Here is a 26,169-nt window from a genome sequence, read left to right on the forward strand (position 1 = left end):
CTGATGGGTTGCGCCCATGCCAACGGTGGTATTGCCAATTAAATAACACCACCATTAACAAACACGATTCGCTTTTAAGCCCCCAAGTTCGGTGACCACAAAGCGCATATCAGACTTTAAGGTTGGATCACTGCTGTTAAAGTATTTGCCGTATATTCCTTTGGTAGTATATTTATTCAACAATACCAGAATTTCATCAATGCGACCGGTGATACGGCTAGCGGCCTTAATTTTACCGCGATGTTTTTTTAGATAATTAATGACATCATCAATGCGCATATCTTGTTTTTTGTCAGGCCAGGATTCGGTGATAGCGTCCAGTATCAACGATTCATGCACTTCATCCATCAATCCATTTGGGACTGGCCAGAATGCACAACTGGTCACGAATGCGCTCAGCGCTCAAGGTGATATCGGTGATATTGGTAAACGGATTAAAGCGCAAGGTTTCCCCGTTAATGTAAGTGCCACCGACACTCTGGCAAAAGGTTTTGTAACTATCGCCTATATCAAAGATGGACAAATACCCGTCACTGTCTAGCACCTGTCTGGCAATCGTTTGTGCCAGCACCGATTTCCCCGCCCCTGCGGTACCGGATGCAAACCAGTTGAAATTAGTATTTGGCAAACTGCCATCAAAAATATCCAGAAACGCCAGTTGATGGCGGTAACTCGGGAACACAATCCCTACCTGACTGAGTTTGTTATCGGCGATAATTGGCATGAGATTGACCGCCTGAAAAGATTCCGCCCGCTGAATCACACCGATTTTTTAAAAGTCTTTCCAGAGCTTCGAGTTATCGCCTACCGCAAAGGGCAGGTGACCCAAGAAGTTCCGCATCTGCATTAAATCTGCTCTCACCATATTAAGCCCCTACATGGCAAACACTTTTTTGGTGCGCTCAGCTTCTTTAGCCACTTCTTCATCATCACAACAAAAGAGGGTGACGCCGAAGTAATAACCGGACAATGACGTCGCGGTGAACAGCAAGCCTTCGCGCAAGTGTTTCCATTCCGCGTGCTGGCGTTTGGTTGATGCGATATATTTGGCGTAAGAGGAGGCGACTTTACGTTCTAAATCCAGAAACTGCTTATTGGCGTCAGCCTGACTACGCGACTGGTCTTCGGTTTGAATAATAAAGCTCATCACAAATGGGCAACGGATGCCGTTTTACGGATTGAGTAAATTAGAAATGATGTTGCCTTTTTGCCAGAGATAGTGCTCTCTGGGATTACTGTCGAGATTAAAATGAATGGCACGGGTGGAAAACGGTTTGTCTTCTTCATTTCGGCCAGTGATTTCCACATACCCAGACTTAAACCAGTAGCGGGTGTTGTTCTGCACAATCTGCTGATTAATGTCTTTGTCTTCTATCCACTCTGATGAATACGGTTTTAATCTTTCCGTATCCTGGTTAATCATTTTCCGCATCATCTGCAAAAAAAAACGGGTGATTGACGCATTGTCAGCGTGGATATCGGACGCATTGAGCGCACTTAATAGATTACGCCGAATTTCACGCACTTTAATGATTTCACTTTCAGTGACTCGCTTGCATGGCTGGCAGAAGGCAAAATACAGATGATAATCTCTCAGCGTCAACGGCAGATTTTGCGGATTAGCAAACTGATTACGCGCAGCATCCAGATAAAAACCCTGCGTAATTTGATTGCATTCATCGGCACGATTGCCTTGCCAGCTAAAATCACGCAATCCGGTGGTTAATTTCTCATACACCGTTTGACTGGACAGCAAAATCACCTGCAGCAGAATATCGCGCGGTAAATTGTTCTTAACCAGTTCTTCTAATGATTCGACCAGCTTTTCATTTTCGCCTATTAAGGGCTGCGCTTCCAGTAAAAATCCCTGTGAGTGCTGGTGAATGAAAAGTTGATGGTCGCTGTCATAATCCCGATAGGGTAATAAGTCGTGTAAATGCGGATAATCCATCGACTCGAGCTTTTTCATCGTTTCACGGGTGGTGTCTTTTTCTATTAAAGCATTGGCCACCAGTTCAATGATTTTCAGTGGATTGACGTGTTTTAGCATCACACCTTCTCCACATTTGCCCAGCTAGCCGGTGTCGTCAGGAAATAAACCACTTCACCGGCATGGACGACCTCATCCGGTGACACATAAGGTGCAATCCAGGCGCGCGTAATGCGCTCCACTTGCCGTGATGGCGCACTGATTTCACCCCAGACAAAGGGCTTGCAAGACACGCCATATTGGAAGGCGTAGTTGATTGATTCGTTAACCAGCGTAAGACAGATTTTTAGCCGGTAATGGTAATGGGTTGTTTCTATTCTGCGGTCGCTCGGTTAACACCGTCACCGCGGGTTCCAAATTGCTTAACTGAATAAAGCGGTAAGCCGATAGATTCAATCCTGTAGCGGACTTGACGACCTCCCCTTTATATTGCGCCGTTGAGTGGCTGGCGGTATCGGTCATCGCATCCGCCTCACTCATCCAGTAACCGGAATCTTTGGCCGGTTTACCAAATTCAACCTCACTATTTATCCCCGCGCAACCGGAGAGCAATATTACGCTACTGATAAGCCATACGCGATACCTCAACATGATGTTGACGTCTTCTTGTTAGGTTTTTTTTGAAAAATCCCGAGAGCCAGTCGCAACATACAAAGCATCAGTGTGATGGCGAGTGACAGACGAAAAACGGGAGTGAACAGGTCAATGGCTTTATCAATAGTTAAGTATATTGCTTCCGGTTCAAACGGATAACTTATTGACAAATTTCCGCTTAATGCAAAAGCAAGCGTGAGCCAGACAAACGTCACGGAGAAATAAAGGCTGACATTCATTATCAGTTGCAAGCCATGCAGGGCGGTTTTTTTAACGATTGACGCATTCGGCTCAACTGGCAAAAGGCGACGCTTTTTGTTCTCACCACATTAAGGGGTGGGCGTTTAATGATGGGTCTCTACGCTAACGTATTCATGGATTTATTCCTCTTTGACTGGTTTCACCTGGGTTAATTTCGACAGAAAAGACGGATGATAAGTCGTAAATGTCAACGATCACCGAAAACTGATCCACTTTTTATCTAAATACGATCAATTAAAATTGATCCACTGCTTTATTCGGTTATTGCTCCTAAGCGCCGCTTATCTTTCAATCGATAGCTTTCATCTCTAAATTTAAAGCCATCATCCGTTGATAAAGACCCAACATAAAAGAAGGCAATCGTTAACCAGAAAAAGATAACCGGTAAGTAAAAAAAGCCGTTTTTAATCAGTTGTAACGTGTGTTCAACGCCATGATTAATGGCGACGATGATTTTTATGGCTAACGTGTTCATGGTTTCGCACTGCCGTTATTTGACAGTGGTTTTGTTGGTGTGATAAAATCGGATAAATCCATTGAAGTTGCACTGCCTAACTGATTGAGCAACTCCGGCGGAAGGTTGGTTTTTACGCTGTTGCTGACGTTTTTAACCATTTGGATGGGTAGTTCACCGGCCTTTTTCGCTGCCAGGTCTTCAATAAATTCCGCCTTAAACCCTTTTTGAAAAACGACTTCGACGCGATTGTCTGCCCCAATCTGGGTAACCGGATGATATTGCTCGGCACGTTCAATGTAATGCCAGTTTATTGGCTGCGGTCGACGCCCCACTACCGAGCGCCTGTCTGGCGATTTCCTGGGTAGGGGCCTGATGGGTTGCGCCCATGCCAACGGTGGTATTGCCAATTTGCGAGAAGGCGTTACCAAAACCCCCTAATGCGCCTGCGCTAAAGGCCAGCCCGAGCATGGCACCATTTCGCATCACCGGTATGCCTTTAATGCCGTTTTTGCCATAAAAGCCCACATGCCCTTCAACCACCTGGTCAATATGTTTGTTGTTAATGACACACGACAGGCGCTCTAACCTCACTTCTGCCCGTTCGCTGGAAATTTCTCCCCAGGCCGATGCAGTGACAAAGCAGTGTGTTAACCTGTCGAGCTTTTGGTTGCCCGGCAGATGAGCAAGTTCGGTTAATTTAAACTGCATGGCGACTTTTTTGGTTTCGCCTTTTACAGACGCATTGGCATCCGTCCCTTCCAGCACAATGGCGGTTGAAAACGTCCCCGGGGGGGACATAAAAGCCCGATGAAGCATTGTTTTCTTTTTTTGGAGAAGTAAAGCGGGTACTTTCCAACTGACCTTTTGATGGCAGGATAGCGATTTGAGGGGGATGATTCACTTGACTTGCTCCTGGTGTTGGACTGCTCTCCCCCTCCATCGCTTTTTTATTATTCTGAATTTCAGCTTGAAGTTGACCGACATTGGCCTTTAACTGGCTATTTTCGTTTTTAATCGCATCAAAATCGCGCTTGATACCCTGGAATTTCTTTTAGCAGTACGTCCATTGTCTGCCGATTCGCTTTTTCGCTTAGCTGCGCATCCGTGACTACATTACCTTGCACCTTGTTATCAAAGGTATTATTGGTAATTGCACCGGTTAAATCCGGCTCCTGAGTGGTAGAGTTACCTGATTGCGCAGTGCGGGTCAGCAGCGGTTAGTTCAACCCTTGAGGCTTGCCTGTTTATCCACCAAAGTAGCGTAAAAATCGCCACCACACCCAGGTCAATTGCACTAAATACCACCTTTTGATTTTTGCTGATAAAATAATTGATATTCATTCCAGTTTCTCCTTAATCAGAAGAAACAGTGTGACCTGCTCATGGGGTCGTAAGGTGTTAACAGTCGGATTAAACGCAATGGCCATGGCTTGCGGTACCCAGAAAGCCCGCTCATCCAACCGAATGGGCTGGGTCGTTTTGTTCTCGATATTGACTTGCAGTAGCCTTATGCTATTACCCTTAAAGCTCACACTGTCCCGAAAACGAAAATTGGCTAATGCTGACGCTGACCAGTTGACGTTTACGCGACCATTTTTAACAAAACCGGTGGGAATGTTGTCGTTCATCGCCGCTGTGAAGGTACGGGTAATAAACTGACTGTAAAAATTGCTGGTCTTTTCCCACTCTTACGCAACCGCATCAGCTTTTGCTTCAGCATTCATCACACTGACATTAATACCCTGGGATTTTTTAACGGGGTTCTCATTAACCGTAAAACCAAACCCCTTTTCGGTTTCGATGTAGAGCGAAAACGGCACGGTTTCCTCGGTGGCGAAAATCAATGCCCCGCTATCAGTGGCTTTTTTATCGGCAAGTTTGCCGGCGGCGCTATTGGCTTCCACTATCCGGTCGTTCATCACCGCAATCACATTGGGTTCACGATTACTCACGGTTAGTCGCACCACACTATGGAGGGGTAACGGTGAGGGGTAACGGTCAGGTTTTCTGCCCATACCGCAGCGGAAAGCAACGTTAAACTTAAGTAAAAAAGCAGCTTGTTCATACCGATAACTCCACAAAATCCGTTAGTTTCAATGCCCCGTCGCGGGTCTCAAGTCGTAAGCGATAATGCTTGTCGACCAGCTCCACCGCTTTAATGCCGTAGAAGAAATGCAATTCGCCGGTAATATCCACCATACCGCTATCAGGGCTCACCTTGACTTCCTTCAGATAAAAGGTAGAGCTGGCTTCATTGATAGCCATCCGCTGACGCTCTTCGGCTAACACTTCGATTAATTTTTCGCGTAAATGCGCATCACTGTAGGCCAGCAACAAATCATGACTGTCTTTGATGGTTTGCGCGGAGACATTCAGACGCAGATTAAGCAGACTTAAGGCCATCAGACGAAGGTAACGGGCGTCACCGTGGGTGCCGTGAAAGGCAAAGCCTTCGTGTTCAACCATCGGCATAATAATCGTTTGATGATTATTAATAAGCAGAGAAGTCAACTCCCTGTTCTGCATCAGTAGTCGATAACAAATCCACACACTTAAAATGGTTATCACCAAACAGGTCACAACCCCGATAGCTAATTGCTTTTGTGATGATTTTCGCAGTTAATAATCCATGCGCGCGCCTCACGCTATCCAGTACCGTTTAAAACTTTCTGGTAATTCGATGATAAAAAAACGCATAATGAAAGTTAGTAGACACCAGTACTCCAGCCCCAACAGATAACTTGACCCTTTGCCCTACTTAAGTCTGCGAAGCCCAACAAAAGCCACAGCTAATTCGGGGGCAAATTATCCACATATTGACGAAAATCGTGCAGATAATTAACGGCAAATAAACCACCACCTCATCCATCGGCAGCCCACAAAAACGGCGCTGATGCGTCAGTGTGGTCGGGAACTGATAACGAGAAGCGGCATCCATTAAATCAACCCGAAGACCACGTTAACAAACACAATCACCGCGGCAATTCCACCAAACACCGCCAGATTTTTAGTTTTTACGTAAGCAAAAATCGCCGCCAGGATTTCCACCAGATAACGGTTGAGCCTTTGCCAAAGGTGCTTTTCACCACCTCCTCGCCGCCACTGAATAAATCCCCCCGTTGTTGGTGGATCGGCATAAACCCGCATGGCAGGAAATAGCATTAGCATTCCCAAAAACATCATCGTTAATAACGATTTCTGTTGCTTTAAAACCTTCATGATGGCTACCGCACCCGCAGTGAAAGGGTTTTTTAGGCGTAAAGTGACCTTGCCGTTCATTTAAGTCTCCTTAAAACGGTTAATGATTAAATTGAATAAAAAATTCAGCGTTGTTGTGCCGTACTAACCCTTAGTAACAGTTGGAATTTAGGCAATTAAAAATTAACAGTGGTTAATCTTATTGTTAATTAATTTCTCCTTTTAGATTTTTTAAAAGTGAAAAATTTATTTACTTTAAGGTATACCCTAAATTTCGGGATTAAAAGTGCTAAAAATTACGTGGAAATTTTTTAAATTTGTGCTAATGCGTATTACCATGAAAAAGATCACTTATTAACATCGATGGAGATCGCTTTGTGTCATTATCACAGAACCATTTTTAAATTAACTTCACTGATCTCCATCAGTCAATAGCGTTTGTATTTTTCGCATTGATTCTCCTTTTAGCTCTAGTTTGACGCTGCCATGAACTAGCCGATCTAAGGTAAGCGTCGTTAAATCCGCACATTTTTTTACTTCTCCTAATTTGCCATCATGTTCATCTCTAAAAATTGAGGAGAAATATCAGATGGGAGTTTACCGTACAGATGATGAATGGCGAGCCATCATTGAAGCTAAGTAATGTTCTGGATTAAATCCAGCTCAGTATTGTCGTCAGAATACGATTACCCGCAGCGCATTCTGCAATGCAAAAAAGCGGCTTTATCCTGTGAAAGAACAGCCCACGCATTTTATTCACGCCATGGCGCCAAATGCTATTATGACCTCCTGGGATGAAAAGTTGACGACTAAAATTTCCACGATAGAGAAGGCACAAACGCATCTGATTATCACCCTGTAGCTGTCTCATTGTACGTTACGGCTGACAACCGGAATTTCTCCGGGTTGGCTGGCAACCTTCATTCGCGAGATGGCACCATGAAGATGTTTGTCGAAGTGCTGGCCATTTACCTCTATTCAGGTTATGTCAACTTTCGTAAAAGTATCAACGGCCAGTTGCTGATTATCGAGCAGGATATGGCACATTCCCCTTTCGATGAGGCCCTGTTAGTCTTCTGCAACCGACATCATGACAAGGTAAAAGCCCTTTACTGGGATAAAACCGGTTTCTGTCTCTGGTACAAACGCCTGGAGCAAGATTTTTTCCGTTGGCCTGCTGCCAGTTAAAAAAACCTTACAATTGACCGAAGAACAGTGGTACTGGTTGCTCGCTGGTGTCGACCTGGCTAAAATGCGCCTGCACCAACCACTCAACTGCAGGATAGCCAGTTAAATTTTGCGGAGGATTTTGCCGCGGCATGGTAAAGTCACCTCATGAATATCTCGATAGATAACTTACCCAACGATATCAATTTGCTAAAACAGATTATCGTTGATTTTCAGCGCGAAAATCTTTATTGGCAGGAAAAATACCAAATTCTGCTGGGAAGAGTTGAATCTTTGCCGCCGAAAACGCTTTGGGCGCAGCGCCGAGCCTCTTTCCCCGTAGGGTGAGGTTTTTAACGAAGCTGAAGTTGAGGCGCATCGACCCGACGCGGCGCCCAGCGATGACAAAGCCTGTGAAACCCAATTATCTGACGGGAATGATAGTATTACGGACGATGCCGTCCCGGATGCAACTGTTCCTTTGCCTGCGAAAAAACGCCACCCACACGACTACTCCCACCCCATCTGCCGCGTAGGGAAATTATTGTTCACCTACCGTCCAGGGAGCACGCGTGTGATTGCTGCCATCAGCCGATGCACGTGATGGGTGGAGAAGTGCGTGAAGAGCTTGAGTTTATACCCGCTCACGTGCAGGTTACCCGTTATATCCATGAAAAATACGGCTGTCGATACTGTGAGCAACATGGCACAGAAGGTAGTGTAAAGGTAGCCACTCCGCCGCCGGCACTTATCCCTAAGAGTTACGCCACACCCTCGTTAGTAGCGCAAATTATCATCAACAAATTTCAGTTTGCATTGCCACTATACCGGCAGGAAACGTTGTTTGCTGGGCTTGATATCCCATTGAGCCGTCAGACGCAGAGCCAGTGGCTGCTGAAAGTCGCTGAACGGCTAAAGCCTCTACGTGTGCTAATGCACAGGGCGTTGCTGGCGCAGCCGGTCATTTTCGCTGATAAGACCCCGCTTAACGTATTGAGCCAGGAAAATAGTCAAAGTTATATATGGCTGTATGGCACCGGTGGTGATGTGCGAAATGTGGAAGATAAACACCGCACCTGGTTATCTACGACTACCAGGACTCGCGCAGCGGGCGTTGCCCGAGCGAATTCCTGGTAAACTATACGGGGTATCTGCAAGTTGATGGCTACGCGGGTTATCATGGCACGGAAGCTCAACTCTTGGCTGCATGGCGCATGCGCGCCGTAAATTTGAAGAGGCTCGGCGAGCCCAGCCGAATACCAAAGTAGGCAAAGCCATTTGGGCCTTAGGGTTAATTCAGAAACTGTACCGGATAGAAAAAACGTGTCAAGGGCTTTCTCCTGAAGAGATTTACCGACGGCGACAGAGCGAAGCGCGTCCATTGATGGAGGAGTTTGAAGCCTGGTTATCAAAGACGAAGGTGCTACCGAAAGACTATCTAGGTAAAGCCATTGGTTATTGTCAAAAACAATGGCCAAAGCTGATGCACTATCTGGAGGATGGTCGTTTGAGTATCGACAACCACCGCGCCGAACAGGCGATAAAGCCTTTTGTAATTGGTAGAAAAAATTGGCTGTTTGCCAATACGGAATCGGGTGCCCATGCCAGCGTGCTATTGTACAGCCTGATGGAAAGTGCACGCATCAATGGACTTAATCCGTACGGATTATCTTTTGGCGCTGCTGACGGCGCTAAAATCCCCAGATGAGGATATCGACTGGAACGCACTACCACCCTGGAAAATCACCTTACCTTAAACCACGCAGAGGCGCACTGTGTGGTTCCAATGACGCTTACGATCTAAGATTGCATCTGCATGGGTTGAATCACCTATCATTTTATACCAATTTTCTATCGGTAATTGGCTTACCACAATAATTGAACCTTTTTGATACATTAGGTCAATAATTTCCAGTAGATCGCTTCGTTGCTCTGATAAAAAAGGTTCAAGCCCCCAATCATCTAGCAAAAGCAGAACCGTGTGATTTAGCTTTGTTAGCAACTTACCATATCTGCCGTCTGCATGACCTTGATAACAAAGCTCCATTAGGGATTTTAATCGGAAGTAATACACTTTATATCCCTGTCTACAGGCATTATGTCCCAGTGCACACGCCAGATAGGTTTTCCCATTTCCTGTCGCGCCTGTAAGTAATAGATTCTGTTTCAAACTTAACCAGCTTCCCTGACTAAGTGAACGGATTAACGTTTTTTCTATCCCTCTGCTACTACGATAATCTAATTCTAAGAGTTCTGCATTGAGTCTAAATTTTGCCTGTTTAATTAACCGTTCTGCTTTTTTATTCTCACGATTAGTCAATTCTTCTGCGATTAACAATGATAGGCGCTCTTCGAATCCGAGTTCTTGATAAGTATTGGGTTGAGCATTCTGATTTCTCAGGGCATCCCGCAATACTTTCAATTTCAGAACAGTGAGTTGCTCATAAAGATGATTCATTATAATTTCCCTGATTAGTGATAGTATTTGCTTCCGCGAACATTCTCATGCTAGAGTGTTGAGAAAAGGTCGGGTTTTGTATCTATAACTGTATTTTTATACAGTTATTTTTCTAAGATTGATTTTATTCCGGCTAATCGCCATACTTGAGTTTTTAACGCCCTGGCACAAGAGGCATTAAGCCTGCATTGCTGTATTTTTTGTGAAGGTTTAGAAGCCCAAGGAAAAACCGATAACTTTATTCTGGATGAAGTCGAGAGTTCAGTATCTGAAGAATATAGTCATGGACATCATTACCCAAACTAGCGGCCCACTCAAGAAAACGTTCAGGTGTCCAGGTTGCATGCTGTCTATAGGCTTCAGGCATATGTTCTGTTCGAGTGCTGTAGCCACAAGTTCTGCAGCGGGGATGGAGTGCAACTTCCTGCTTTTTATTAAATAATCTGACTAATTCGCCGGAAACTCGAGCTTCTAATTGTACTCCGAGAAGCGTATATGGAACCGAATAATAATGGTTATCAATTTGAACATGATAATCTTTATGAACTCTAACTTTTTTTAACAGTGTGAAGCTGTAATGAGCTTTCGGTAATGGTTTTAGCACAGGGGCGTCTAACTGAACAAAGAGCTCTGCTCGAGAGTAACTCATTTTTTGCATCTTTTTGGTATTTAGCCTTTTCAATAAAACCTGGATGTGCTTATTGAGTGAAGCAAGACTATAGAAGTGTTCGTGACGAAGTCGTGCCATAATCCAACGTTCGACAAGCTGCACGCCGACTTCAGCCTTAGGTTTATCTTTTGGCTTACGAGGACGGGCTGGTATGACGGCAACATTGTAATGCTCAAGCATTTGTTGGTAAGTTGGGTTGATGTCAGGATCATATTTGCAGGCTCGTAAAGTTGCACTTTTCAAGTTATCAGGCACCACAATCTCAGGTACACCCCCAAGCGATTGGAAACAGCGAACATGGCTCATTACCCAGTCTTCAAGATGCTGAGACCACGTTGCTTCTGCCCATGTGTAGTTTGATGCACCAAGAACAGCAACAAAGAGCTGTACTGTTCTAGTTTCGCCAGTATTGGGATTAATGATATTGATAGTGGGACCACAATAATCAACAAAGAGTTTTTCACCGGCTTTATGAACTTGCCTTATTGATAGGTTTGTGGTTTTTGACCATTCACGATAAAAACGACAATAATGGTTGTAACTATAAAAACTCCCTGGGTATTGTTCTGCATATTCCTCCCAGAGTAGTTGTAATGTCACTATTTTGTTACGTAATTTTTTATGTACTTCTGCCCAATCAGGTAAAGAATGTTTTTTCATCTTCACTTTAGTCTGGCTAAATGCCTTTCGTAAGGAAGATGAATCCCCTTCTGTGGGTAAAGGCCATTGTTTTATCCCCAGTTGAGCTGCCCGATTAGCATATCGTGATACAGCAGATGGCGATATCGATAAGCTACGAGCTATCTGGCGATGACTGAGCTTGGCTCCATATTTAAGTCTAAGTATTTCTTTTAGTTTTCTCATTGAAATAGGTACTGTTGGCATAGGTATTCTCCACCCTCATATGGCAAAGAATACAGTTCAACACACCTGTGATAATTGGAATAACATTGATGGAGATCACCGAATAACAAAATGGGCCAAAAGTGAGCTCCATCAATGTTATTGGGTGATCTGCATGCATGGTAATATACAGCTAAGGCGATGAAGGGGTAATATTTGTGATTTTTTTATAAAAAAAACTAAATTATGAAGATATATTTTACGCATTAATCAATAGCAAACAGGATGATATTAATATGGAGTTTATACTGAGTGATACCGAAAATGATAAAGAAGAAAACGCCATAATCAATAACCTATGGAAACATAATTCCCAATTTACGCCTGTTGATATTCATCCTCTAAGAGTGATTTTTCAAGATAACAATCAGATTCAGGGTGGATTAATTGCTAGAACATGGTGGGAGGTCTTGACATCCAATACTTATGGATAGCTGAAAATTACAGGAAAAAGAATATTGGCAAAAAATTAATGCAGATAGCAGAAGATGAAGCGATAAAAAGAAAATGTCACATGGCTTATGTTGATACTTTCGATTTTCAAGCCGTTAATTTTTATAAAAAACTAGGATACGAAGAATATGGTCACCTGTCCCAGTTCGCTCATCGTCACACCCGATATTATTTATCTAAGCAATTAGGGAGCTGAGCTATGAACAATAATGCCTATATTGATAACAACAATAATATTATTGCTCATTCGATTATGATGATAGAACATCTCAACGAACCGTGGGGTAAGGATAAAAATTCACACCATATCTACATGAACAGAGCTGCCCTAAAATTCACAAATACTCCTCAACACTTCTCTTTTGAAGGAAAAAAGGATAGTGAATTTCCTACGCAGTGGAGTGAATTGGCGGAAGACTTTGTTCAACATGATAATTTAACCGCAAATACCAATCGAAGTGTCAGAGTAATACAAACTCATTATTGGAATGGCAATAAATATTTAACCCCTTATATTAGCGAGAAAATTCCGCTTTTAAATTCTCAAAGAGAATCATTAGGTATTTTATGGAATGCAAAAGAACTTATTTATATCAATCCATTAATTAACATAAATAAAAAAATCCGACGGTAGTCACAACAACAGAAACAAAAAACACCCCATTCAATAAAAAAGAATTAAATGTTATTTTTCTTGTGATCCAAAATTTATCTTAAAAAGAAATTGCCAATATATTAAATATTGCACCCCGTACTGTCGAGAGTCGGTTGAAAATCATCTTCAAAAAAAACAGATGTGCATTCCCTTTATCAATTTAAAAGGTATTACAGTCACATAGGCTTTTATAACTATGTCCCTGATTCATTTTTATGTAAAGGAGTTCACTTTATCACAAAATAAAACAGTTCTTAGCATGATAAACATACTTATTTAACAGATATTTATAACAAGGTAAACTTATTATATGAATCTAATCGATAACTATCCAACAAGTCGTGTTCCCACCAATATACGTTTATCATTTCTTAGTGTCATCTTAGTGCATGCAGGCATGTTAACCGCTTTAGATCAGTTCATGCTAGGCGCAGTATTAGGTCATTCAATGACTATAGTTGATGCCTTTCTAGCCATTTTTATCAGCAGTATTATTTTCGGGGTGGTAACTTTTTGGATTAGGCTTTGCGGGTATGAAAGAGAGATTATCCAGTAGTCTCCTCGCCAGATGGTGTGGTTTCGGACAAATAGGTTCAATCCTCGTTAGTTTGGTGATAGCCATTAGTTTGATAGGCTAGTTTGGCGTGCAAAATGCCGTCTTTGCGAAAGGACTTAATTTTGCATTAGGCGATAAGTTAAGGTTTGAATGGTCAGCGGCATTTTCTGGATTATTTTTGACCGTCCTGGTTGCTTTTGGCTTTAAAGCTTTACAATTTACGGCGTGGATTGCCGTCCCTTTCTTTATCATCGTTATTGTCTTCATTTCTGTGAGAATTTTTTATAATCACAATACCATTGAATTAATTAATTCAATTCCTACTGGTGAACCAATGACATTCTCTTCCGCCATTACATTAATTATGGACGGTTGTATTGTAGCAAGTCTTATTAAACCCGATATGAGTCGATATTCCAAAAACAGTCGGCAAGTGTTTCTTATGACGATGGTATCCATTATTCTGGGTGAATTTCTGGTTAATGGCCTTGCTATATTATTAGCCAGGGCATTAAATACCGCAGATGTTGTCACTATTATGACCGAAACGGCTGGAGGGATTGGATTGCTGATTGTTATCTTTTCTACGTGTCAATGATATTAATCTTTACTCATTATCATTGAGTATTGCCAATTCAATTTCTGTGCTAACGGGCAAAAAAGTCAATTACACGTTAATCACCTTAACGATATGTATCATTGGAACAACGCTTTCTGTTTTAGGGATTTTGGAAAGATTTGTGGATTTTTTAATGCTGCTTGGTGTTGTCTTTCCCCCTATAGTCGGCGTGATGCTAACTGATTATTTTATTGTTAAAACTCACAGCAATATTCTCAAAGAAACACAACAATATGAAAAAATCCCCGAAAATAAAGACACGCCATTTATATAGGTTGGTATGCACTTTTTGCCTGTATAACAGCAAGCTACATTGGATTAATAATAAAAACAGGCGTTCCTACTGTTAATTCCTTGCTTACTGCCAGTGTTATTTATGGTTTTCTAAACTTCATCAAAATCGCTTTTTTCATTACAAAAATAAAAAGCTAATCTCAATAATGGGAGAAATAGTCGCATTTGTGCCACTGCTCTCAACGAGCTAATCGAGCCTAATTCCAAACGATGCTGAGCTTCAATCAAAGAAGCTTGGACACTTCGAATATAGACATGACGGACATCGGCTATATTTGAAATAGGAATACCAATTGCAAAGAGAAAAACATTTTCTTGTTGAGTTTGCGTAAATTCAGGAAACAACTGAGAAAATTGTTTCAGTTTGTTAAAATAAAAAACACTCATGCGATCCCTCCCATTTCTACGAATCCACGTCCCTTATGAATAAATTCAGCCGGAATATAGCGCTCAAAGCCTTTTGATTTGCCAAATATCCTTAGCTGACAAGCTGAATGGACGTTAACTTTTCCGTAGATAGTCTTCAAGTGCGATTCAACCGTTGAGGGAAAAACATCTAACCGTCTAGCAATTTCTTTGCTGCTAAAGCGGTGCATCGTGAAGAACAATACTTGCCACTCTTTATCAGTGAACAGCTTGTTTGGTTTTTCTGTGCTAACTGCATAAGGCTGTATGCCATCGACATAATCCAGCGGTGACAAAACCAGGAACTCATGAGCATGGAAGAAAGTGCCTAAGTAGCCATTTTCCTGACTCAACAGTGGGATAAAATGAATTTGCCAAAGTTTCCGTGGTGTTTTGTAATCAAACGCCAAATTGCTTATGACATAAAACAGGGATTTTTCAGTGCGGATTTTTTCCAATAAATTCGCAATTTCAAACGCATCTTTATTTAACGCCAGTAACTCCGTCATGGTGGCATTATTATGAATTTCCCCTTCACTATCCGCGAAACCACAAGAAACAGTTGCGCGTCGACAAAATTCATGCATTTCGGATTTCATGCTACACATCCGATACTCCGAAGGTATTCACGCTGACGGGTTGTAAGGTATCTTGATGTGTTAGCAAAGCTCAAAAGCTGCTCGATTGATATGCCGCACGCTTTCATTATGCGTGCAATATGCGTACTATTTCGCATAGTCTGATTCCTAGTTTAGCTAGGTTTTGGATTAGCTCTATGTCAGTGCGAGAACACTGACATAGAGTGTTATTTTTTATTCACAATCACTTTATCTTTTTCATCAATTTTATAAGACCATCCTGTAACAGAAGATAATTCAGCAAGAGACTTTCTTATCATCCGTCGAAACTCTTTAGTTTCTGAGTTACTTCCTGAAATGAGCTTCAATGTTTCTATTTTTATTGGAAACGGTTTAAAATGACTACTGTAAAACCCATATAGCCATTGTGTTAGTTGTTTTCCCCTCAATGCTAATCTTAAAGCATGATTAATTGCTGTCCAACTAGAATTTTCAAAACAATTAATGATTTTATCATTTATTATCAAACAATTATCACCTTTTATTTTATCTTGATAATACTCGTGTAGTAGACTACCGCAATACATAAATCGTCCATCAGATATTTCAATATCTGTAAATCGCATTCTTTTTAATGAAGTTTTCAGCCATTCATGCTGACTTTTTCCTGTTTTTCTATCAATTGATCTTAAAAAATCATTTGCTGCAAATCGCACTATTGTTCCAAGTTGACAACTTTGGCTACGTCTAATACATTCCAACCAAACATCAAGATCAGACTGATCTAATTGTTCCCCTGAATATTTTATTGAATAGCCATTAACGGTTGCCTTCAAAACCCCTTTTTCTAAAATTCTCTTACCTTTTCCAACAACTCCAAATAATGCACTACGCAGTACAGTATTAGGAGTTGGGATAGTCGATTTTTTACTAATTGGTAAATAAACCACATTAGGATCAAGTTTGTCTTTTTCGTCTAACTCATTGATTGTTTTTATTTTATCTAGCTCACTATTTTTTAGTTTATTTCGTTCTAGCGATCTTTGTCGAAGAGATTTAACTCGTTCTATTAATGAATTATTCACAGCCTAACCACTCAATAGAAAAAATGAGAAGTTGAATAAAATTAGCTAACTGCTTTAAAATGGGAATCGTAGACATATAATTGTCTCCATCGTTTAGTTATTCAGTCCCTTTTCTGTGGTAGGTAGAGGGAATGAAGCTCAATTTAATAAATAATTCCTAACAGTATTTAATGATACGATAATATCTTTCCTGGCTAAGAATTCTACTATCTGACGATATGAGTATCCTTTAATTCTCATAGAGAAAAGTTCTTCCCGATGCTGATCTAATAATTTAGTTTTTTGTCCTAAAGGTTTTTCCACTTTCACCCTGTTTTGATTTCAAAAATTTCAATTATTTAAATTTATATTAAATTTTCATTTTTTTTTCAAAATTAATTTTTTTAAATGAGATAAAACTACGGCATATCACCCACCGAACTACGGCATATCACCCACCGAACTACGGCATATCACCCACCGAACTACGGCATATCACCCACCGAACTACGGCATATCACCCACCGAACTACGGCAAATTAAGATAAAAAGTAGAAAATAGCTATACTAAAAAGTAGTTTAATGACATATAAAATAAGTAAATACAATAAGTTATATTTATTCAGTAAAATAAATAGGAAGGGTAATAGCTTGACGTACTATATTTATAACTTATTGATTTTAAAGTTAAAATAAAAAACAGGGTATATTTGTAATGTATTGAAAATAAAAGAAAAAAAAAAAAAAAAAATTACCACAAAAACCAGCTAATCTTTTTTAATAAAAATATAATCTTTTTTAATCGTCTTACCCCTGTGGATAACTCTTCTTCTAACAAAACCTCAGTTCCAAAAAATATGTTACTACTGAGTGACCGTATTTCTTCTTGACTAAAAATAGTATTCCGCTTCCTCGTCTGCTCACTCACTCCGCCCGGTCACAGACTTGCGTCGAGCGGTGGGATTTTAATTAAAAAGATTTTTTTGAGTTAATTAACTCTGAAACATTCCACTACTGAGACACTACAACTAGCATCACTAGGGTTAACTTATCTATTAATTCAGACGCAACATGAAAAAAATAGAACTCATTAATCAAATTAAATCACTGAAAAAGCTGACTTAACCAAAAAAGATTCAGAGAAAACCCTTAACGAATTCATCAAAATAATGACAGAAAGCTTAAAGGCTGGAGATGATATACAACTCGTTGGCTTTGGTAGCTTTCAAGTTAAGAAAATAGCAACCAGAGAAAGGCATAATCCACAAACAGACAAGGTTATACGGATTCCTGCTGCAAACGTACCGAGTTTTAAAGCGGGTAAAAGTTTGAAAGAAGCCGTCAAATAACATGACTGAAAAGCATGTACGAATTAAAATAGTTGTATGAAACTGAATTTGCCTATTTTCATACAACTCACCTTTAAGAATTATTGAAAATAATTTAACGAAAAATTAACATCATCAATCCCGAAATCCATTTTAGAGGCTGATAGTGAATTTTTCACTTGAGGTAGGCAGCATAAATCGATTTTAAGACACCTTTAACTCATTGTAAGGCGTTTTATAGATATAAGTAACCACAGATATATATTTTTGATTTTAGGCGCTTAAAATGTGATACAGCGCGTTTCTTTGATGTCGGTACTTACAGGCTATAGATTTGTAACATAGCTGCTTCGTTCGTTTTATGAGTGTCCGAGAAAATGAACGATTTTAGAAAATTAAAGAAATAGGAATATTTTTTTCTAAAAAAATAAAGCCAACTTTTAAAGTTGGCTAATAATGTTGATGGAAATTTTTTTATTTCTAATAATCAAATATCGACTCATGACAACTCAATCATAAACCTTCATTAAATATTTTCAACCCCATATTCCACAAGCAAACTATCCAAATGATTATATTTTACCAATTAACTTTACAGGCTTTATGAGTTTCGGCCCGCCTGAAGTTTTATCTACAAAACTGTTTATTTAATTCTCTGGTAAACTTATAGAATTGAGTTATGCAGGAGAAAATTTTAATAAATCTAACACCAGAACAACAAGCAGTCATTGACTGCAGGGCGAGAAGCTTGTGGTTAATACTTTTGCCGGAAACCGAAAAGCATCCCAAACTCCGGATGCTCTGCATGGCATTCAATCGCTCAATGAGAGAAGAAGCGGCCGAGAAATTTCCCGCTAATATGCTTTGTAAAACCTCTCATCAACTGGCCTAGCTTTGATAAAAATTATGCTAATCGATTAACCAATTCTCTGCGTCTTTTTGTTATCGCCAATACTACTCAGAGTGATGACTAGTTATACGTAAAAGCAATTTAGGATATCTTAAAGAGCTTTATGTGCAGCGTAGATAATCAGGTTATATTACGCCACCGTCCCTCAATATTGATGGATAAAGTTAAAAAATCATTTACCGCTAATGATGTCATTAGACAAAGTGAATATCTTTGGCATCGAATGATTGACCTTGCTGATGATTTCCCCGTTATTCATGATATGTATTTGAAGCTGTACCAACTCTCCTAACCAAACCTTTCCACTTGTTTTGACGTTATTTTGTTTGATGAAGCGCAAAACGCTAATCCGGTTACCTATGATATTATTTTTCATCAAACCACGAAGTTAGTGATAACGGGTGACGCTCATCAACAGATTTATCGCTTTCAAGGCGCGGTAGATGCATTAAATTCGCCTTCGATTGGTGATGCTGACCGCCTCTGGTTAACCCATAGCTTTCGCTTTGATGCCTGTATTGAGGGTATGGCTAATGCATTACTGGCAATAAGTGTGTTTCTCAATAGTGAAATAAGGATATTTTGGTGATTGAAGTAAATTTTAGGCTATTCTAAGATGGAAATTCCAAAGACTAGCACTAAAGAGTAAAAAGATATCATCAATAAAGGGTCTACGATTCCGTAAAATTTAGGTCATACAACCGAAACGCTTCATACCTGCGATGGGGTGTTCAACCGTAATACGGATGCCCGAGATTATTTTATTTTCTTGTTTTTGTTCAGGCGATAAAGGTCTTTTTTGAGTTCCTTTTTTTTGGGGATTTTTGTATTAAGATGCTGTTTATCTATACCTTGAAAGCCGATATCGGCCTAGATGGTTACCTTAGGGGGAATATGGCGAATTATATCGACTTTATCGAGTAAGCGTTTATCGTGAAGGCGCCCATTTCTGCTCATGAGGATAAATCCTTTCTACCCTGCACCCATCTTCCGCTCGTGAGCTTTTCGATTCTTTTTCCGATAAATCAAATAACAAGCTGAAAATTCAGCGGCTAAATTTTTCAATTCTTCGACTTATAATCCAATAATTGCTTTACATAAACAATTATCTCGTAAAAATCCCTTTTTGTTGATCATTTCAAACCGCTATTTTCTAGGTTAAACCTCTTTTTATCGTCTATAGCGTGACAAAAAATACAAGTCTCTACTCAGCAACTAGTTTAATGAATGGTGAAACGCATCAGGTGGTTAGCAGAGGTGAAAAAGATGACATCCTCATCGATATGCCTAAGCAAGGTTTTCCTCACCGAGCCATACTCAGCCGAACGGTTGCCAGTGTGATTAGAATCGCATTGGAAGCGAGTAGTAAAAAAGCGACTATCTACTGGATTAATGGGATAGAGGCTTATCATATCGATGAATTAATTAACCTTCACTGGTTTTCACTCGGTAAACGAAAGAAGATGAGTAACCAACGGCTTTACACAGAATATCACGATTATTCGAATTATAAGCGTATGGCGAAAGCCAGTGGGTGACCAGGAAATGTTGCAATCTATCAAAATCATCGCGAAATTTACCACGTTACCAAAAAAAAGTGGATGTTTTACGCAAACGAATGGTAGACAGTGAAGATGAAACACCCGTTACGGTTACCACTGCCCACAGAGCAAAGGGACTTGAGTGGGACAGGACATTGTTGAAATGAACAATGACTTTCCGAATAATCTTTTTGACCCTGAAATGGACAAAACAGCCTTTAGAAATGAAGTCAATTTGCTGTATGTTTCAGCGACAAAAGCGAATAAGACACTTATCATCAATAAATTATTGATAAATATTTTAGCCAAAAGTGCTGAGAATGAAAAAACGGCACAGGGTTAACTAAAGAATGCCTATAAAAACGCCTGTAATCGATTTTGAGCGGTTTTCTTGTGATTAGTCATATAGGTTACCAATAGCAAAAAATAAACGCACCTGAGAAGATAGAGTGCGTTTTTATATGGGTGGATTATGATACCTGATAAGTAATGAATAAATAGCATATTTAATATAGTGGGTTTGTTTGCCATAATTCAAACTTACACTAACCATCATTGAAGACATCGGATGAGTAAAAAATTCACCCCAACGCCACACGACAGTGTATTCAAGCAGTTTTTAAGTGAAAAAGAAACTGCCCAAGATTTTTTTGATATATGACTACCCGATGAGATTAAGGTATTATGTGACTTAGATAGTCTGAAAGTAGAATCTAGCTCTTTTATCGATAGTGATATGAAAAATTACCGGAATGATATTCTCTATTCCGTCAACACAAAAAAAGATAGCGGATATATTTATGTTTTAATTGAAGCATAATACGCGCCTGATAAGCTCACGACTTGGCGATTGATGCGCTATAGCATGTCTGCCATGCAGAAACATCTGGAAGACAGACACAAGCAATTACCTTTGGTATTTCCAATATTATTTTATTGTGATGAACAAAGCCCTCACCCCTATAGCACGAATTGGCTTGACTGCTTTCAATGACAGAGAACTAGCCGAGAGTATCTATACGCAACCGTTTAAATTAGCAGATGTGACAACACTAGAAGACGATCAGATTATACAGCATAGGCGAATGGTTTTGTTAACTTTGATACAAAAGCACATTCGCCGACATGATATGACGGAGCTTATGCATGAAATTGTCACGCTGTTGTCGTATAATTATTATACCGATAATCAGGTTATCACTATGTTTAACTATCTCATTCAGGAAAGTAACGCACAAAAACCCATGGAATTTATTACTGAGATAGACAAACAATCAGAAAAACACGAAAGAACACTTATGACTATTGCTCAAGCATTAAGACAAGAAGGATTACAAAAAGGAAAACTGGAAGGCTATCAATTAGGCAAAAATGATGGCGTTCAAGAAGGGAAACTTGAAGGCAAAAAACAGGCTTCGATGAAGATAGCTCGCCAACTTCTTGAGAAAAGCGTAGAAAAAGACATAATGAAACTATCAACGGGTCTCACTGATACGGAAATGAGCAACCTGTTTAAAGATTAAACGATGACAGAACGCCAGAAATTAAGCCTCAATCGCCCTGGAAAGGCTTCACAGGAAGAGTAGCCCCCAAAGTAACTCAGTTTATCGTAAAAAGGTCTGGATGAATCCTGCGCCCAAAAAACAGGTAAAAAAACCGAAACCCCAAAAGGTAGTAAAACATCAGTCCAGGAAGACGGTTGAAAAACCTAAACAGGAAGTGAAAATTGAAATTCCAAAACCACCCATACCGCCTAAAAAGCGATTGCCGTTAGAGGAAGCGATTTCCAAAATCAGTAACTTTTGGCCAGAGCTGTTTCCTGAACATCAGTTGAGACCAATAAAAACTGGTATACAACAAGACATGTAGCAAGAAGTGGAGGATGTCTCCGGCTAATGTCGGCTCCACTTGTGTTTTCCTACCGGATGTTAGAAGCACAGCGAAAAAAACGTATAGCTTAAATAGATTGAATTCCGCCTAAAAATCAAATTTATCAATCGCATTAATTTGAATTTTAAAGGATTCCCTTACTAACCAACGCCAGCTTGCCATACACCCATTTTTAGGGAACGGCAAGCCTTCAAGTGGCTTTCGCGGTATCTGTCAGTAAGGGAAAAGTGACACGCGGTCACCTCCTGCTGTCCCACTAAATAGGAGACACCACAATGTCCCGATTTATACAAGGTGACAGCCTTAAAATTACGTCAAATTTTACTGATAATGCAATTGATTTTATACTGACCGACCCCACCTTATTTAGTCGACTATAACGATCGCTCGAGGCGCTCAATTGCTAATAATAAAAATGACAAATGGTTATTACCAGCCTATCAACAAATGTTCCGTGTATTGAAACCAAATAGTCTAATGGTTAGTTTTTACGGCTGGAATCGAGTTGATAAACTTGTTAATACGCGGAAAAAATCCGGCTTCCGGATTGTTGGTCATTTAGTTTTCAAAAAACGTTATGCGTCAAAAACTGGGTTTTTTGGGCACAGCCACAAAAATGCTTATCTGCTGGCGAAAGGCCGTCCAGTGATGCCAGTCAAGCCAATGAAAGACGTACAGTCATAGTAATATACAGGCAATATTTATCATACAACTCAAAAGCCCGTTAGTAGTTTACTACCGCTCATCGAGTGTTTTACGCAGCCTAACGCTATTGTACTCGATCCGTTTGTTGGTTCTGGGTCTACCTGTATTGCGGCTGCGCTTTCAGAACGGCGTTATATTGGTATTGAGCTTCTTGCTGAATATCATACGGTCAACAACGTATTGCCGCTTTGCGTGCTTGTAAGATTGCTTAAAGAGAAAATAAAGGGCAGTATATCCGCCTTTTTTATTATTTATCTTTTTGCTGTTTATTTCTTTTAAAATCCGCAGTCATTTGGCGTAATTAATCGTTAAATGAATTATGTTATAGTTTTATTTTTGTGTTTTCAGCTATTTCTTTAAGTTTGGCGTAAATGTTAAATAATAAAATAATTAATTCACAAAAAACCCGCACACCAATAAGACCAATAACAATTGTGTTTAATCCACCCATAAAACCTGAAAAAAAACCACCTAAATGACTACCAGCAAAAATAGCAGTAATTCCAGAAAATAAAACAGCGATTATACCAAGCCAATAAAAAATTATTATAATCTTAGGGGTTATCATTTTATCTAAATTTAATAAAGATTTTAACATAGTTATTTCCTCTTTTTTATTTATCTGAGTTGGTTAATGCATTGTATTCTTAAGACTTTGTTTATTCCAGCGACCCGTAAATTTTATTCTCACTCATTTTTCCAGATTTTATTTTCTGATAATGTTGATAAATTTTTTTGGCATAGTAGTAACGATTTTTAATTGATGTATTGGTATTTTTCATTCCAGCTTTTTATATAGCTGGACTACTTTAAAATAATTACAAATAATTACTCTATATCAGTCAATTTATATTGGATAAAAACATATATTTTGTAATCAAAATTAAGCCGCCTAGCTATACATCCTTACGACTAGCCAATTTTTGCCGTAGCTAGCAAAATTACGACTTAAAATCATGGCACCAATATGAATATTTAAACAAGGATAATTAATTAAGTGATTTTAAAATAATGTAGGATATTCTTTTTTAATTGTGTTAAAGGTTTTGCTATTAATTTGCATCACCCCTAAATCAAATGAGCCATCTTTATTTTTGTTTTTTGCATGAGTATTAAAGTTTAACTCTTATTTGGCAATCTCTCTTAAATAATCCTGGTCTATTTGATAATAGCTTCTTGCTCTATCAAAATAATCGGCAAATGATAATTTTGAGATAATAAGGCAAAACAGCCACATTAAATTTTTAATTTTCATCACTCATATCTTTATTTAAAAAACATAACAATTCGGCATATTGTCACCCCTATAAAGCAAAAGGATTTTTTTAAAATATTCCAATAAAGACTATCAGTATTACCTCCCTAAATCCGCTTTTTTTACCAATAACTTACACACTAGACGCAAAATAAATTTTGTCTAATTTATATTTAAATTTCAGTTAGTTATATAATAATAGCTTATTTAATAATCAATAAAAATGATAAGTCAAAACTATTTTTTAATAAACTATTATTATTTAATAAAAAATATTAAAATAAAGTTTATATTAAATTTCTATAAAGTTTTTAATTAAAATAGTTTTAAAGTTTGATATAGAGCAAACAATATAACAATAAATAGTTATTACTTAATATTAAAGTGGCTATAACTTAATTATATAATGCAAGATTACGTGTGAATTTAATTCATTTTTTTTGAGGCTTGAAATGAAAGGCAAAAAAAAATCATCCTGTTCTGTTGAAAATTCCTTTTAGCATTATCGATTTTTTCGATGAAATGGTCGATGAAAAATTAAAAAATGGTGAAAATAAATCTACTGCAAACCGGACGGCAGTTGCATTGGAAATACTAAAAATAGGTGTCAGAGTTTTAAAAAAATGAACAAGTTGACAATAAGGATATCAGTTTAGATGAAAAGCTCGCTTTAATCGCTGATGCTGTTCTTAAATCAGAATTAAAGTTAGACTCCATGTTTGAGTTTGCGCATAAGCGTCCTCAGGATATTGACGACAATATGATTAAAGCGTTTGGTTATCAAACTGTGAAAGAAAAAATAAATGAAGTTGATTATAAAGTTAGTCATTTTTTCAGACAAAAATAAAATAACGTTTTTTATTTAAAAGCCCCTGAAATTAGGGGCTTAATAAAGTTATTTTTTGTGCTCAATTACTTCTGGTTGAGACTTTTGACCAATAGCGATTTTTTGTGGTTTTTGTTCTTCCGGTATTTCGTAATTAAAGATCAATGTTAGTAATCCATCGACTAGGTTGGCATGTTGTATTTTTATTCGATGGTCAAGGTCGAAACTCATCGAAAAGCCTTTTTTCTCAATACCTTTATGTAGCCATTTCTCAGTTTTGCTATCATTACTCTCTTCTTCTTTCTCCGTTTCACATTTTCCGCTGATGGTCAGCTTATTATTCAGTACCGATATATCTAACTCGTGTTGCTTATAACCAGGAACCGTTACTGTCAGTTCTAGATTTTCTTTATCTTTTTTCTGTAAATTGTAAGCCGGAATATCTGACAAAGGTTTTTCACCAGTTATTCGGCTGAATAATTTATCCATTTGAGAAAATCTATCCGATAACAGGTTATCACTGAGCATAGGAATAAGAGAAAAAGAACGATAAGTCATATTGTCCTCCTTTTTGTGCTTATTAACTTTATTTTTTAAATAAGAACTCGTTTCTTTATTTTCAAGTGCCTAATAATTTTTTTTTGAAAAAATAGTCTTAGATTAAATAATTACATATTGTCATTTAAATAAAATCATCATCACTGATATCGTCGGAATAGTCATCATTCGAATAATCGTTATTAGTCAATCTTGTATTTTGATTAAATGTGTCAAAATTGGTAGGCTGGAAATTATCATTCATCGTTGAATGATTGTTACTGGCTGAATCAGGCGGATCTTGAATAATATTTATAATTTCATTGGGTGTTGAATGATTAAACATGTTAGTTAATATATTACCTATCATTACACCACCGGCTACTCCTGCTGCTGTTTTTAGCGCCCCAGATAAAAAACCACTACTACCACCTGAAATGTTAGTTGGTTGTTGATATTGAGGCGTTTGCTGTTGTGGTTTTTCTGTTACGGGTGTAACGGGTTGACTAGGATTGATTTTTTCTATCAAGCCGCTCAGAAAACCGCCTTTCCTTAACTGTATTTCCGCTCCCTTCTTTTTTAGTTGAATGACTTCATTTTGTAATTGTTTGATTTGTTGGGTAAGCCTTTTTAGTGCCGCTTCTTGGATGATAATAGATTGCGCCATAAAATAAGGGGATTCGGGTTGTTGCTTAATCAAAGTTTGAATCAAACTATTCGCCTCTGAATCGAGAGAATTAAAGGGTGTCTCTGCTTGCTTCAAGCGTTGAAATAAATCTTCGATAAGCTGTTTTTCTTCGGCTTGCATATTATGCTTCCTCTTGGTTGAAGAGCAATTATTTTATTGAATTTATT

At 39.0% G+C, this 26,169-nt stretch carries 33 protein-coding genes and 10 pseudogenes; 16 read left to right on the plus strand and 27 right to left on the minus strand.

Annotated elements, in window-relative coordinates; translation table 11 throughout:
- Nucleotides 1–54: 54 nt before the first annotated feature.
- Both ARADI_RS15770 and ARADI_RS15775 read right to left on the minus strand, forming a co-directional pair.
- Nucleotides 55–348: a hypothetical protein gene (locus ARADI_RS15770; RefSeq protein ID WP_119712640.1), complete on the minus strand. Its 294-nt coding sequence runs from the start codon at nucleotides 346–348 to the stop codon at nucleotides 55–57.
- On the minus strand, nucleotides 341–682 hold the full coding sequence (locus ARADI_RS15775) for a TraG/VirB4 family ATPase (RefSeq protein WP_147392435.1): 342 nt from the start codon (nucleotides 680–682) through the stop codon (nucleotides 341–343). The genes ARADI_RS15770 and ARADI_RS15775 overlap by 8 nt, the downstream gene beginning before the upstream one ends.
- On the opposite strand from ARADI_RS15775, the gene ARADI_RS15780 reads away from it, so the two are divergent.
- Nucleotides 659–850, plus strand: a complete 192-nt coding sequence (locus ARADI_RS15780) for a hypothetical protein (protein ID WP_147392436.1) — start codon at nucleotides 659–661, stop codon at nucleotides 848–850. The two genes, ARADI_RS15775 and ARADI_RS15780, sit on opposite strands and share 24 nt — an antisense overlap.
- Before the next feature lie 24 nt (nucleotides 851–874).
- Here the strand turns inward: ARADI_RS15780 and ARADI_RS15790 are convergent.
- The 15 genes and pseudogenes from ARADI_RS15790 to ARADI_RS15865 form a co-directional block, all read right to left on the minus strand.
- Nucleotides 875–2,050 (minus strand): annotated as a pseudogene (locus tag ARADI_RS15790) (TraC family protein).
- Entirely contained in the window at nucleotides 2,050–2,223 is a 174-nt protein-coding gene (locus tag ARADI_RS21400) for a TraV family lipoprotein (RefSeq protein ID WP_369407061.1), read from the minus strand. The pseudogene ARADI_RS15790 and the gene ARADI_RS21400 overlap by 1 nt, the downstream one beginning before the upstream one ends.
- 31 nt (nucleotides 2,224–2,254) lie before the next feature.
- Nucleotides 2,255–2,581, minus strand: a complete 327-nt coding sequence (locus ARADI_RS15800) for a hypothetical protein (protein WP_147392437.1) — start codon at nucleotides 2,579–2,581, stop codon at nucleotides 2,255–2,257.
- Entirely contained in the window at nucleotides 2,575–2,886 is a 312-nt protein-coding gene (locus ARADI_RS15805) for a hypothetical protein (protein WP_119712646.1), read from the minus strand. Before ARADI_RS15805 ends, ARADI_RS15800 begins: the two co-directional genes overlap by 7 nt.
- A 212-nt stretch (nucleotides 2,887–3,098) precedes the next feature.
- A complete protein-coding gene (locus ARADI_RS15810; RefSeq protein ID WP_119712647.1) occupies nucleotides 3,099–3,320 on the minus strand; it encodes a hypothetical protein in 222 nt (73 codons plus the stop codon).
- Entirely contained in the window at nucleotides 3,317–3,634 is a 318-nt protein-coding gene (locus ARADI_RS15815; RefSeq protein ID WP_119712648.1) for a hypothetical protein, read from the minus strand. The genes ARADI_RS15810 and ARADI_RS15815 overlap by 4 nt, the downstream gene beginning before the upstream one ends.
- Complete coding sequence (locus ARADI_RS15820) at nucleotides 3,594–4,118, minus strand: TrbI/VirB10 family protein (RefSeq protein WP_119712649.1); 525 nt, start codon at nucleotides 4,116–4,118, stop codon at nucleotides 3,594–3,596. Before ARADI_RS15820 ends, ARADI_RS15815 begins: the two co-directional genes overlap by 41 nt.
- Before the next feature lie 369 nt (nucleotides 4,119–4,487).
- The gene (locus ARADI_RS15825; RefSeq protein WP_182853312.1) at nucleotides 4,488–4,643 is read right to left on the minus strand and encodes a hypothetical protein; all 156 of its coding nucleotides are present in this window, start codon (nucleotides 4,641–4,643) and stop codon (nucleotides 4,488–4,490) included.
- Complete coding sequence (locus ARADI_RS21970; protein ID WP_439647144.1) at nucleotides 4,640–4,954, minus strand: hypothetical protein; 315 nt, start codon at nucleotides 4,952–4,954, stop codon at nucleotides 4,640–4,642. The genes ARADI_RS15825 and ARADI_RS21970 overlap by 4 nt, the downstream gene beginning before the upstream one ends.
- A 36-nt stretch (nucleotides 4,955–4,990) precedes the next feature.
- Nucleotides 4,991–5,317: a TraK domain-containing protein gene (locus ARADI_RS21975; protein ID WP_439647142.1), complete on the minus strand. Its 327-nt coding sequence runs from the start codon at nucleotides 5,315–5,317 to the stop codon at nucleotides 4,991–4,993.
- A gap of 46 nt (nucleotides 5,318–5,363) precedes the next feature.
- Complete coding sequence (locus ARADI_RS15840) at nucleotides 5,364–5,828, minus strand: TraE/TraK family type IV conjugative transfer system protein (RefSeq protein ID WP_147392438.1); 465 nt, start codon at nucleotides 5,826–5,828, stop codon at nucleotides 5,364–5,366.
- Nucleotides 5,794–5,946 (minus strand): hypothetical protein, encoded by a 153-nt coding sequence (locus ARADI_RS15845; RefSeq protein ID WP_182853315.1) that lies wholly within the window; start codon nucleotides 5,944–5,946, stop codon nucleotides 5,794–5,796. Before ARADI_RS15845 ends, ARADI_RS15840 begins: the two co-directional genes overlap by 35 nt.
- 114 nt (nucleotides 5,947–6,060) lie before the next feature.
- The gene (locus tag ARADI_RS15850; RefSeq protein WP_119712653.1) at nucleotides 6,061–6,240 is read right to left on the minus strand and encodes a type IV conjugative transfer system protein TraL; all 180 of its coding nucleotides are present in this window, start codon (nucleotides 6,238–6,240) and stop codon (nucleotides 6,061–6,063) included.
- Nucleotides 6,240–6,581, minus strand: a complete 342-nt coding sequence (locus tag ARADI_RS15855; RefSeq protein WP_119712654.1) for a hypothetical protein — start codon at nucleotides 6,579–6,581, stop codon at nucleotides 6,240–6,242. Before ARADI_RS15855 ends, ARADI_RS15850 begins: the two co-directional genes overlap by 1 nt.
- Nucleotides 6,582–7,152: 571 nt before the next feature.
- Nucleotides 7,153–7,371, minus strand: a complete 219-nt coding sequence (locus tag ARADI_RS15865) for a hypothetical protein (protein WP_119712655.1) — start codon at nucleotides 7,369–7,371, stop codon at nucleotides 7,153–7,155.
- Here ARADI_RS15865 and tnpB point away from each other — a divergent pair.
- Together tnpB and tnpC are read left to right on the plus strand one after the other, a co-directional pair.
- On the plus strand, nucleotides 7,371–7,688 hold the full coding sequence (gene tnpB, locus ARADI_RS15870; protein WP_147392439.1) for an IS66 family insertion sequence element accessory protein TnpB: 318 nt from the start codon (nucleotides 7,371–7,373) through the stop codon (nucleotides 7,686–7,688). The genes ARADI_RS15865 and tnpB overlap by 1 nt on opposite strands.
- 147 nt (nucleotides 7,689–7,835) lie before the next feature.
- Nucleotides 7,836–9,424 (plus strand): annotated as a pseudogene (tnpC, locus tag ARADI_RS21980) (IS66 family transposase).
- On the opposite strand, the gene istB reads toward tnpC, so the two are convergent.
- Together istB and istA are read right to left on the minus strand one after the other, a co-directional pair.
- Nucleotides 9,421–10,125, minus strand: a complete 705-nt coding sequence (gene istB, locus ARADI_RS15890; protein ID WP_119712659.1) for an IS21-like element helper ATPase IstB — start codon at nucleotides 10,123–10,125, stop codon at nucleotides 9,421–9,423. The pseudogene tnpC and the gene istB overlap by 4 nt on opposite strands.
- Nucleotides 10,126–10,175: 50 nt before the next feature.
- Nucleotides 10,176–11,680: pseudogene (istA, locus tag ARADI_RS15895) on the minus strand (IS21 family transposase).
- A gap of 254 nt (nucleotides 11,681–11,934) precedes the next feature.
- On the opposite strand from istA, the pseudogene ARADI_RS15900 reads away from it, so the two are divergent.
- The 3 genes and pseudogenes from ARADI_RS15900 to ARADI_RS15910 all read left to right on the plus strand — a co-directional run bounded on the left by ARADI_RS15900 (nucleotide 11,935) and on the right by ARADI_RS15910 (nucleotide 14,413).
- Nucleotides 11,935–12,347 (plus strand): annotated as a pseudogene (locus ARADI_RS15900) (GNAT family N-acetyltransferase).
- Between the two features lie 3 nt (nucleotides 12,348–12,350).
- Nucleotides 12,351–12,785 (plus strand): hypothetical protein, encoded by a 435-nt coding sequence (locus ARADI_RS19115; protein ID WP_238149556.1) that lies wholly within the window; start codon nucleotides 12,351–12,353, stop codon nucleotides 12,783–12,785.
- A gap of 331 nt (nucleotides 12,786–13,116) precedes the next feature.
- Nucleotides 13,117–14,413 (plus strand): annotated as a pseudogene (locus ARADI_RS15910) (cytosine permease).
- Here the strand turns inward: ARADI_RS15910 and ARADI_RS15915 are convergent.
- The 3 genes from ARADI_RS15915 to trfA form a co-directional block, all read right to left on the minus strand.
- Nucleotides 14,366–14,662: a hypothetical protein gene (locus ARADI_RS15915; RefSeq protein ID WP_119712660.1), complete on the minus strand. Its 297-nt coding sequence runs from the start codon at nucleotides 14,660–14,662 to the stop codon at nucleotides 14,366–14,368. The pseudogene ARADI_RS15910 and the gene ARADI_RS15915 overlap by 48 nt on opposite strands.
- The gene (locus ARADI_RS15920; RefSeq protein WP_182853318.1) at nucleotides 14,659–15,279 is read right to left on the minus strand and encodes a helix-turn-helix transcriptional regulator; all 621 of its coding nucleotides are present in this window, start codon (nucleotides 15,277–15,279) and stop codon (nucleotides 14,659–14,661) included. Before ARADI_RS15920 ends, ARADI_RS15915 begins: the two co-directional genes overlap by 4 nt.
- 206 nt (nucleotides 15,280–15,485) lie before the next feature.
- A complete protein-coding gene (gene trfA / locus ARADI_RS15925) occupies nucleotides 15,486–16,343 on the minus strand; it encodes a plasmid replication initiator TrfA (RefSeq protein ID WP_119712662.1) in 858 nt (285 codons plus the stop codon).
- A 1,082-nt stretch (nucleotides 16,344–17,425) separates the two neighbouring features.
- Here trfA and ARADI_RS15930 point away from each other — a divergent pair.
- From ARADI_RS15930 to ARADI_RS15940, 3 genes and pseudogenes are all read left to right on the plus strand, one after another.
- Entirely contained in the window at nucleotides 17,426–17,671 is a 246-nt protein-coding gene (locus tag ARADI_RS15930) for an HU family DNA-binding protein (RefSeq protein ID WP_119712663.1), read from the plus strand.
- A gap of 992 nt (nucleotides 17,672–18,663) precedes the next feature.
- Nucleotides 18,664–18,852 (plus strand): hypothetical protein, encoded by a 189-nt coding sequence (locus ARADI_RS15935; protein ID WP_147392440.1) that lies wholly within the window; start codon nucleotides 18,664–18,666, stop codon nucleotides 18,850–18,852.
- Between the two features lie 24 nt (nucleotides 18,853–18,876).
- Nucleotides 18,877–19,149 (plus strand): annotated as a pseudogene (locus tag ARADI_RS15940) (UvrD-helicase domain-containing protein); the annotation flags it as partial.
- Nucleotides 19,150–19,248: 99 nt separating this feature from the next.
- Here the strand turns inward: ARADI_RS15940 and ARADI_RS21410 are convergent.
- A pseudogene (locus ARADI_RS21410) lies at nucleotides 19,249–19,365 on the minus strand (transposase family protein); the annotation flags it as partial.
- Nucleotides 19,366–19,783: 418 nt separating this feature from the next.
- Between ARADI_RS21410 and ARADI_RS15950 the strand changes: the two are divergent.
- The 5 genes and pseudogenes from ARADI_RS15950 (at nucleotide 19,784) to ARADI_RS15965 (ending at nucleotide 21,970) form a co-directional block, all read left to right on the plus strand.
- Nucleotides 19,784–20,098 carry a hypothetical protein gene (locus ARADI_RS15950; RefSeq protein WP_119712666.1) on the plus strand — a complete coding sequence of 105 codons (315 nt, stop codon included), beginning with the start codon at nucleotides 19,784–19,786 and terminating at the stop codon, nucleotides 20,096–20,098.
- 166 nt (nucleotides 20,099–20,264) lie between these two features.
- Nucleotides 20,265–20,444 carry a hypothetical protein gene (locus tag ARADI_RS15955; RefSeq protein WP_147392441.1) on the plus strand — a complete coding sequence of 60 codons (180 nt, stop codon included), beginning with the start codon at nucleotides 20,265–20,267 and terminating at the stop codon, nucleotides 20,442–20,444.
- Nucleotides 20,445–20,669: 225 nt separating this feature from the next.
- Nucleotides 20,670–21,095: pseudogene (locus tag ARADI_RS20130) on the plus strand (Rpn family recombination-promoting nuclease/putative transposase).
- Nucleotides 21,043–21,624, plus strand: coding sequence for an Rpn family recombination-promoting nuclease/putative transposase (locus tag ARADI_RS20135; protein ID WP_255420762.1), 582 nt, complete (start codon nucleotides 21,043–21,045; stop codon nucleotides 21,622–21,624). Before ARADI_RS20130 ends, ARADI_RS20135 begins: the two are co-directional and overlap by 53 nt.
- 100 nt (nucleotides 21,625–21,724) lie before the next feature.
- Nucleotides 21,725–21,970: a hypothetical protein gene (locus tag ARADI_RS15965; RefSeq protein WP_119712668.1), complete on the plus strand. Its 246-nt coding sequence runs from the start codon at nucleotides 21,725–21,727 to the stop codon at nucleotides 21,968–21,970.
- Between the two features lie 161 nt (nucleotides 21,971–22,131).
- Here the strand turns inward: ARADI_RS15965 and ARADI_RS15970 are convergent, their stop codons facing one another.
- Nucleotides 22,132–22,284, minus strand: coding sequence for a hypothetical protein (locus ARADI_RS15970; protein WP_182853320.1), 153 nt, complete (start codon nucleotides 22,282–22,284; stop codon nucleotides 22,132–22,134).
- Here ARADI_RS15970 and ARADI_RS15975 point away from each other — a divergent pair.
- Nucleotides 22,267–22,975 (plus strand): annotated as a pseudogene (locus tag ARADI_RS15975) (DNA methyltransferase). The gene ARADI_RS15970 and the pseudogene ARADI_RS15975 sit on opposite strands and share 18 nt — an antisense overlap.
- A gap of 43 nt (nucleotides 22,976–23,018) precedes the next feature.
- Here the strand turns inward: ARADI_RS15975 and ARADI_RS15980 are convergent.
- Complete coding sequence (locus ARADI_RS15980) at nucleotides 23,019–23,294, minus strand: DUF4282 domain-containing protein (RefSeq protein ID WP_119712669.1); 276 nt, start codon at nucleotides 23,292–23,294, stop codon at nucleotides 23,019–23,021.
- 1,179 nt (nucleotides 23,295–24,473) lie between these two features.
- On the opposite strand from ARADI_RS15980, the pseudogene ARADI_RS22185 reads away from it, so the two are divergent.
- Nucleotides 24,474–24,798, plus strand: a pseudogene (locus ARADI_RS22185) (relaxosome protein TraM).
- A 48-nt stretch (nucleotides 24,799–24,846) separates the two neighbouring features.
- Here the strand turns inward: ARADI_RS22185 and ARADI_RS15995 are convergent.
- The gene (locus tag ARADI_RS15995) at nucleotides 24,847–25,335 is read right to left on the minus strand and encodes an Hsp20 family protein (protein WP_119712670.1); all 489 of its coding nucleotides are present in this window, start codon (nucleotides 25,333–25,335) and stop codon (nucleotides 24,847–24,849) included.
- Nucleotides 25,336–25,459: 124 nt separating this feature from the next.
- On the minus strand, nucleotides 25,460–26,122 hold the full coding sequence (locus ARADI_RS16000) for a DUF2076 domain-containing protein (protein ID WP_119712671.1): 663 nt from the start codon (nucleotides 26,120–26,122) through the stop codon (nucleotides 25,460–25,462).
- Nucleotides 26,123–26,169: the final 47 nt, after the last annotated feature.

It is taken from the genome of Arsenophonus endosymbiont of Aleurodicus floccissimus (assembly GCF_900343025.1).
GTDB lineage: Bacteria > Pseudomonadota > Gammaproteobacteria > Enterobacterales > Enterobacteriaceae > Arsenophonus.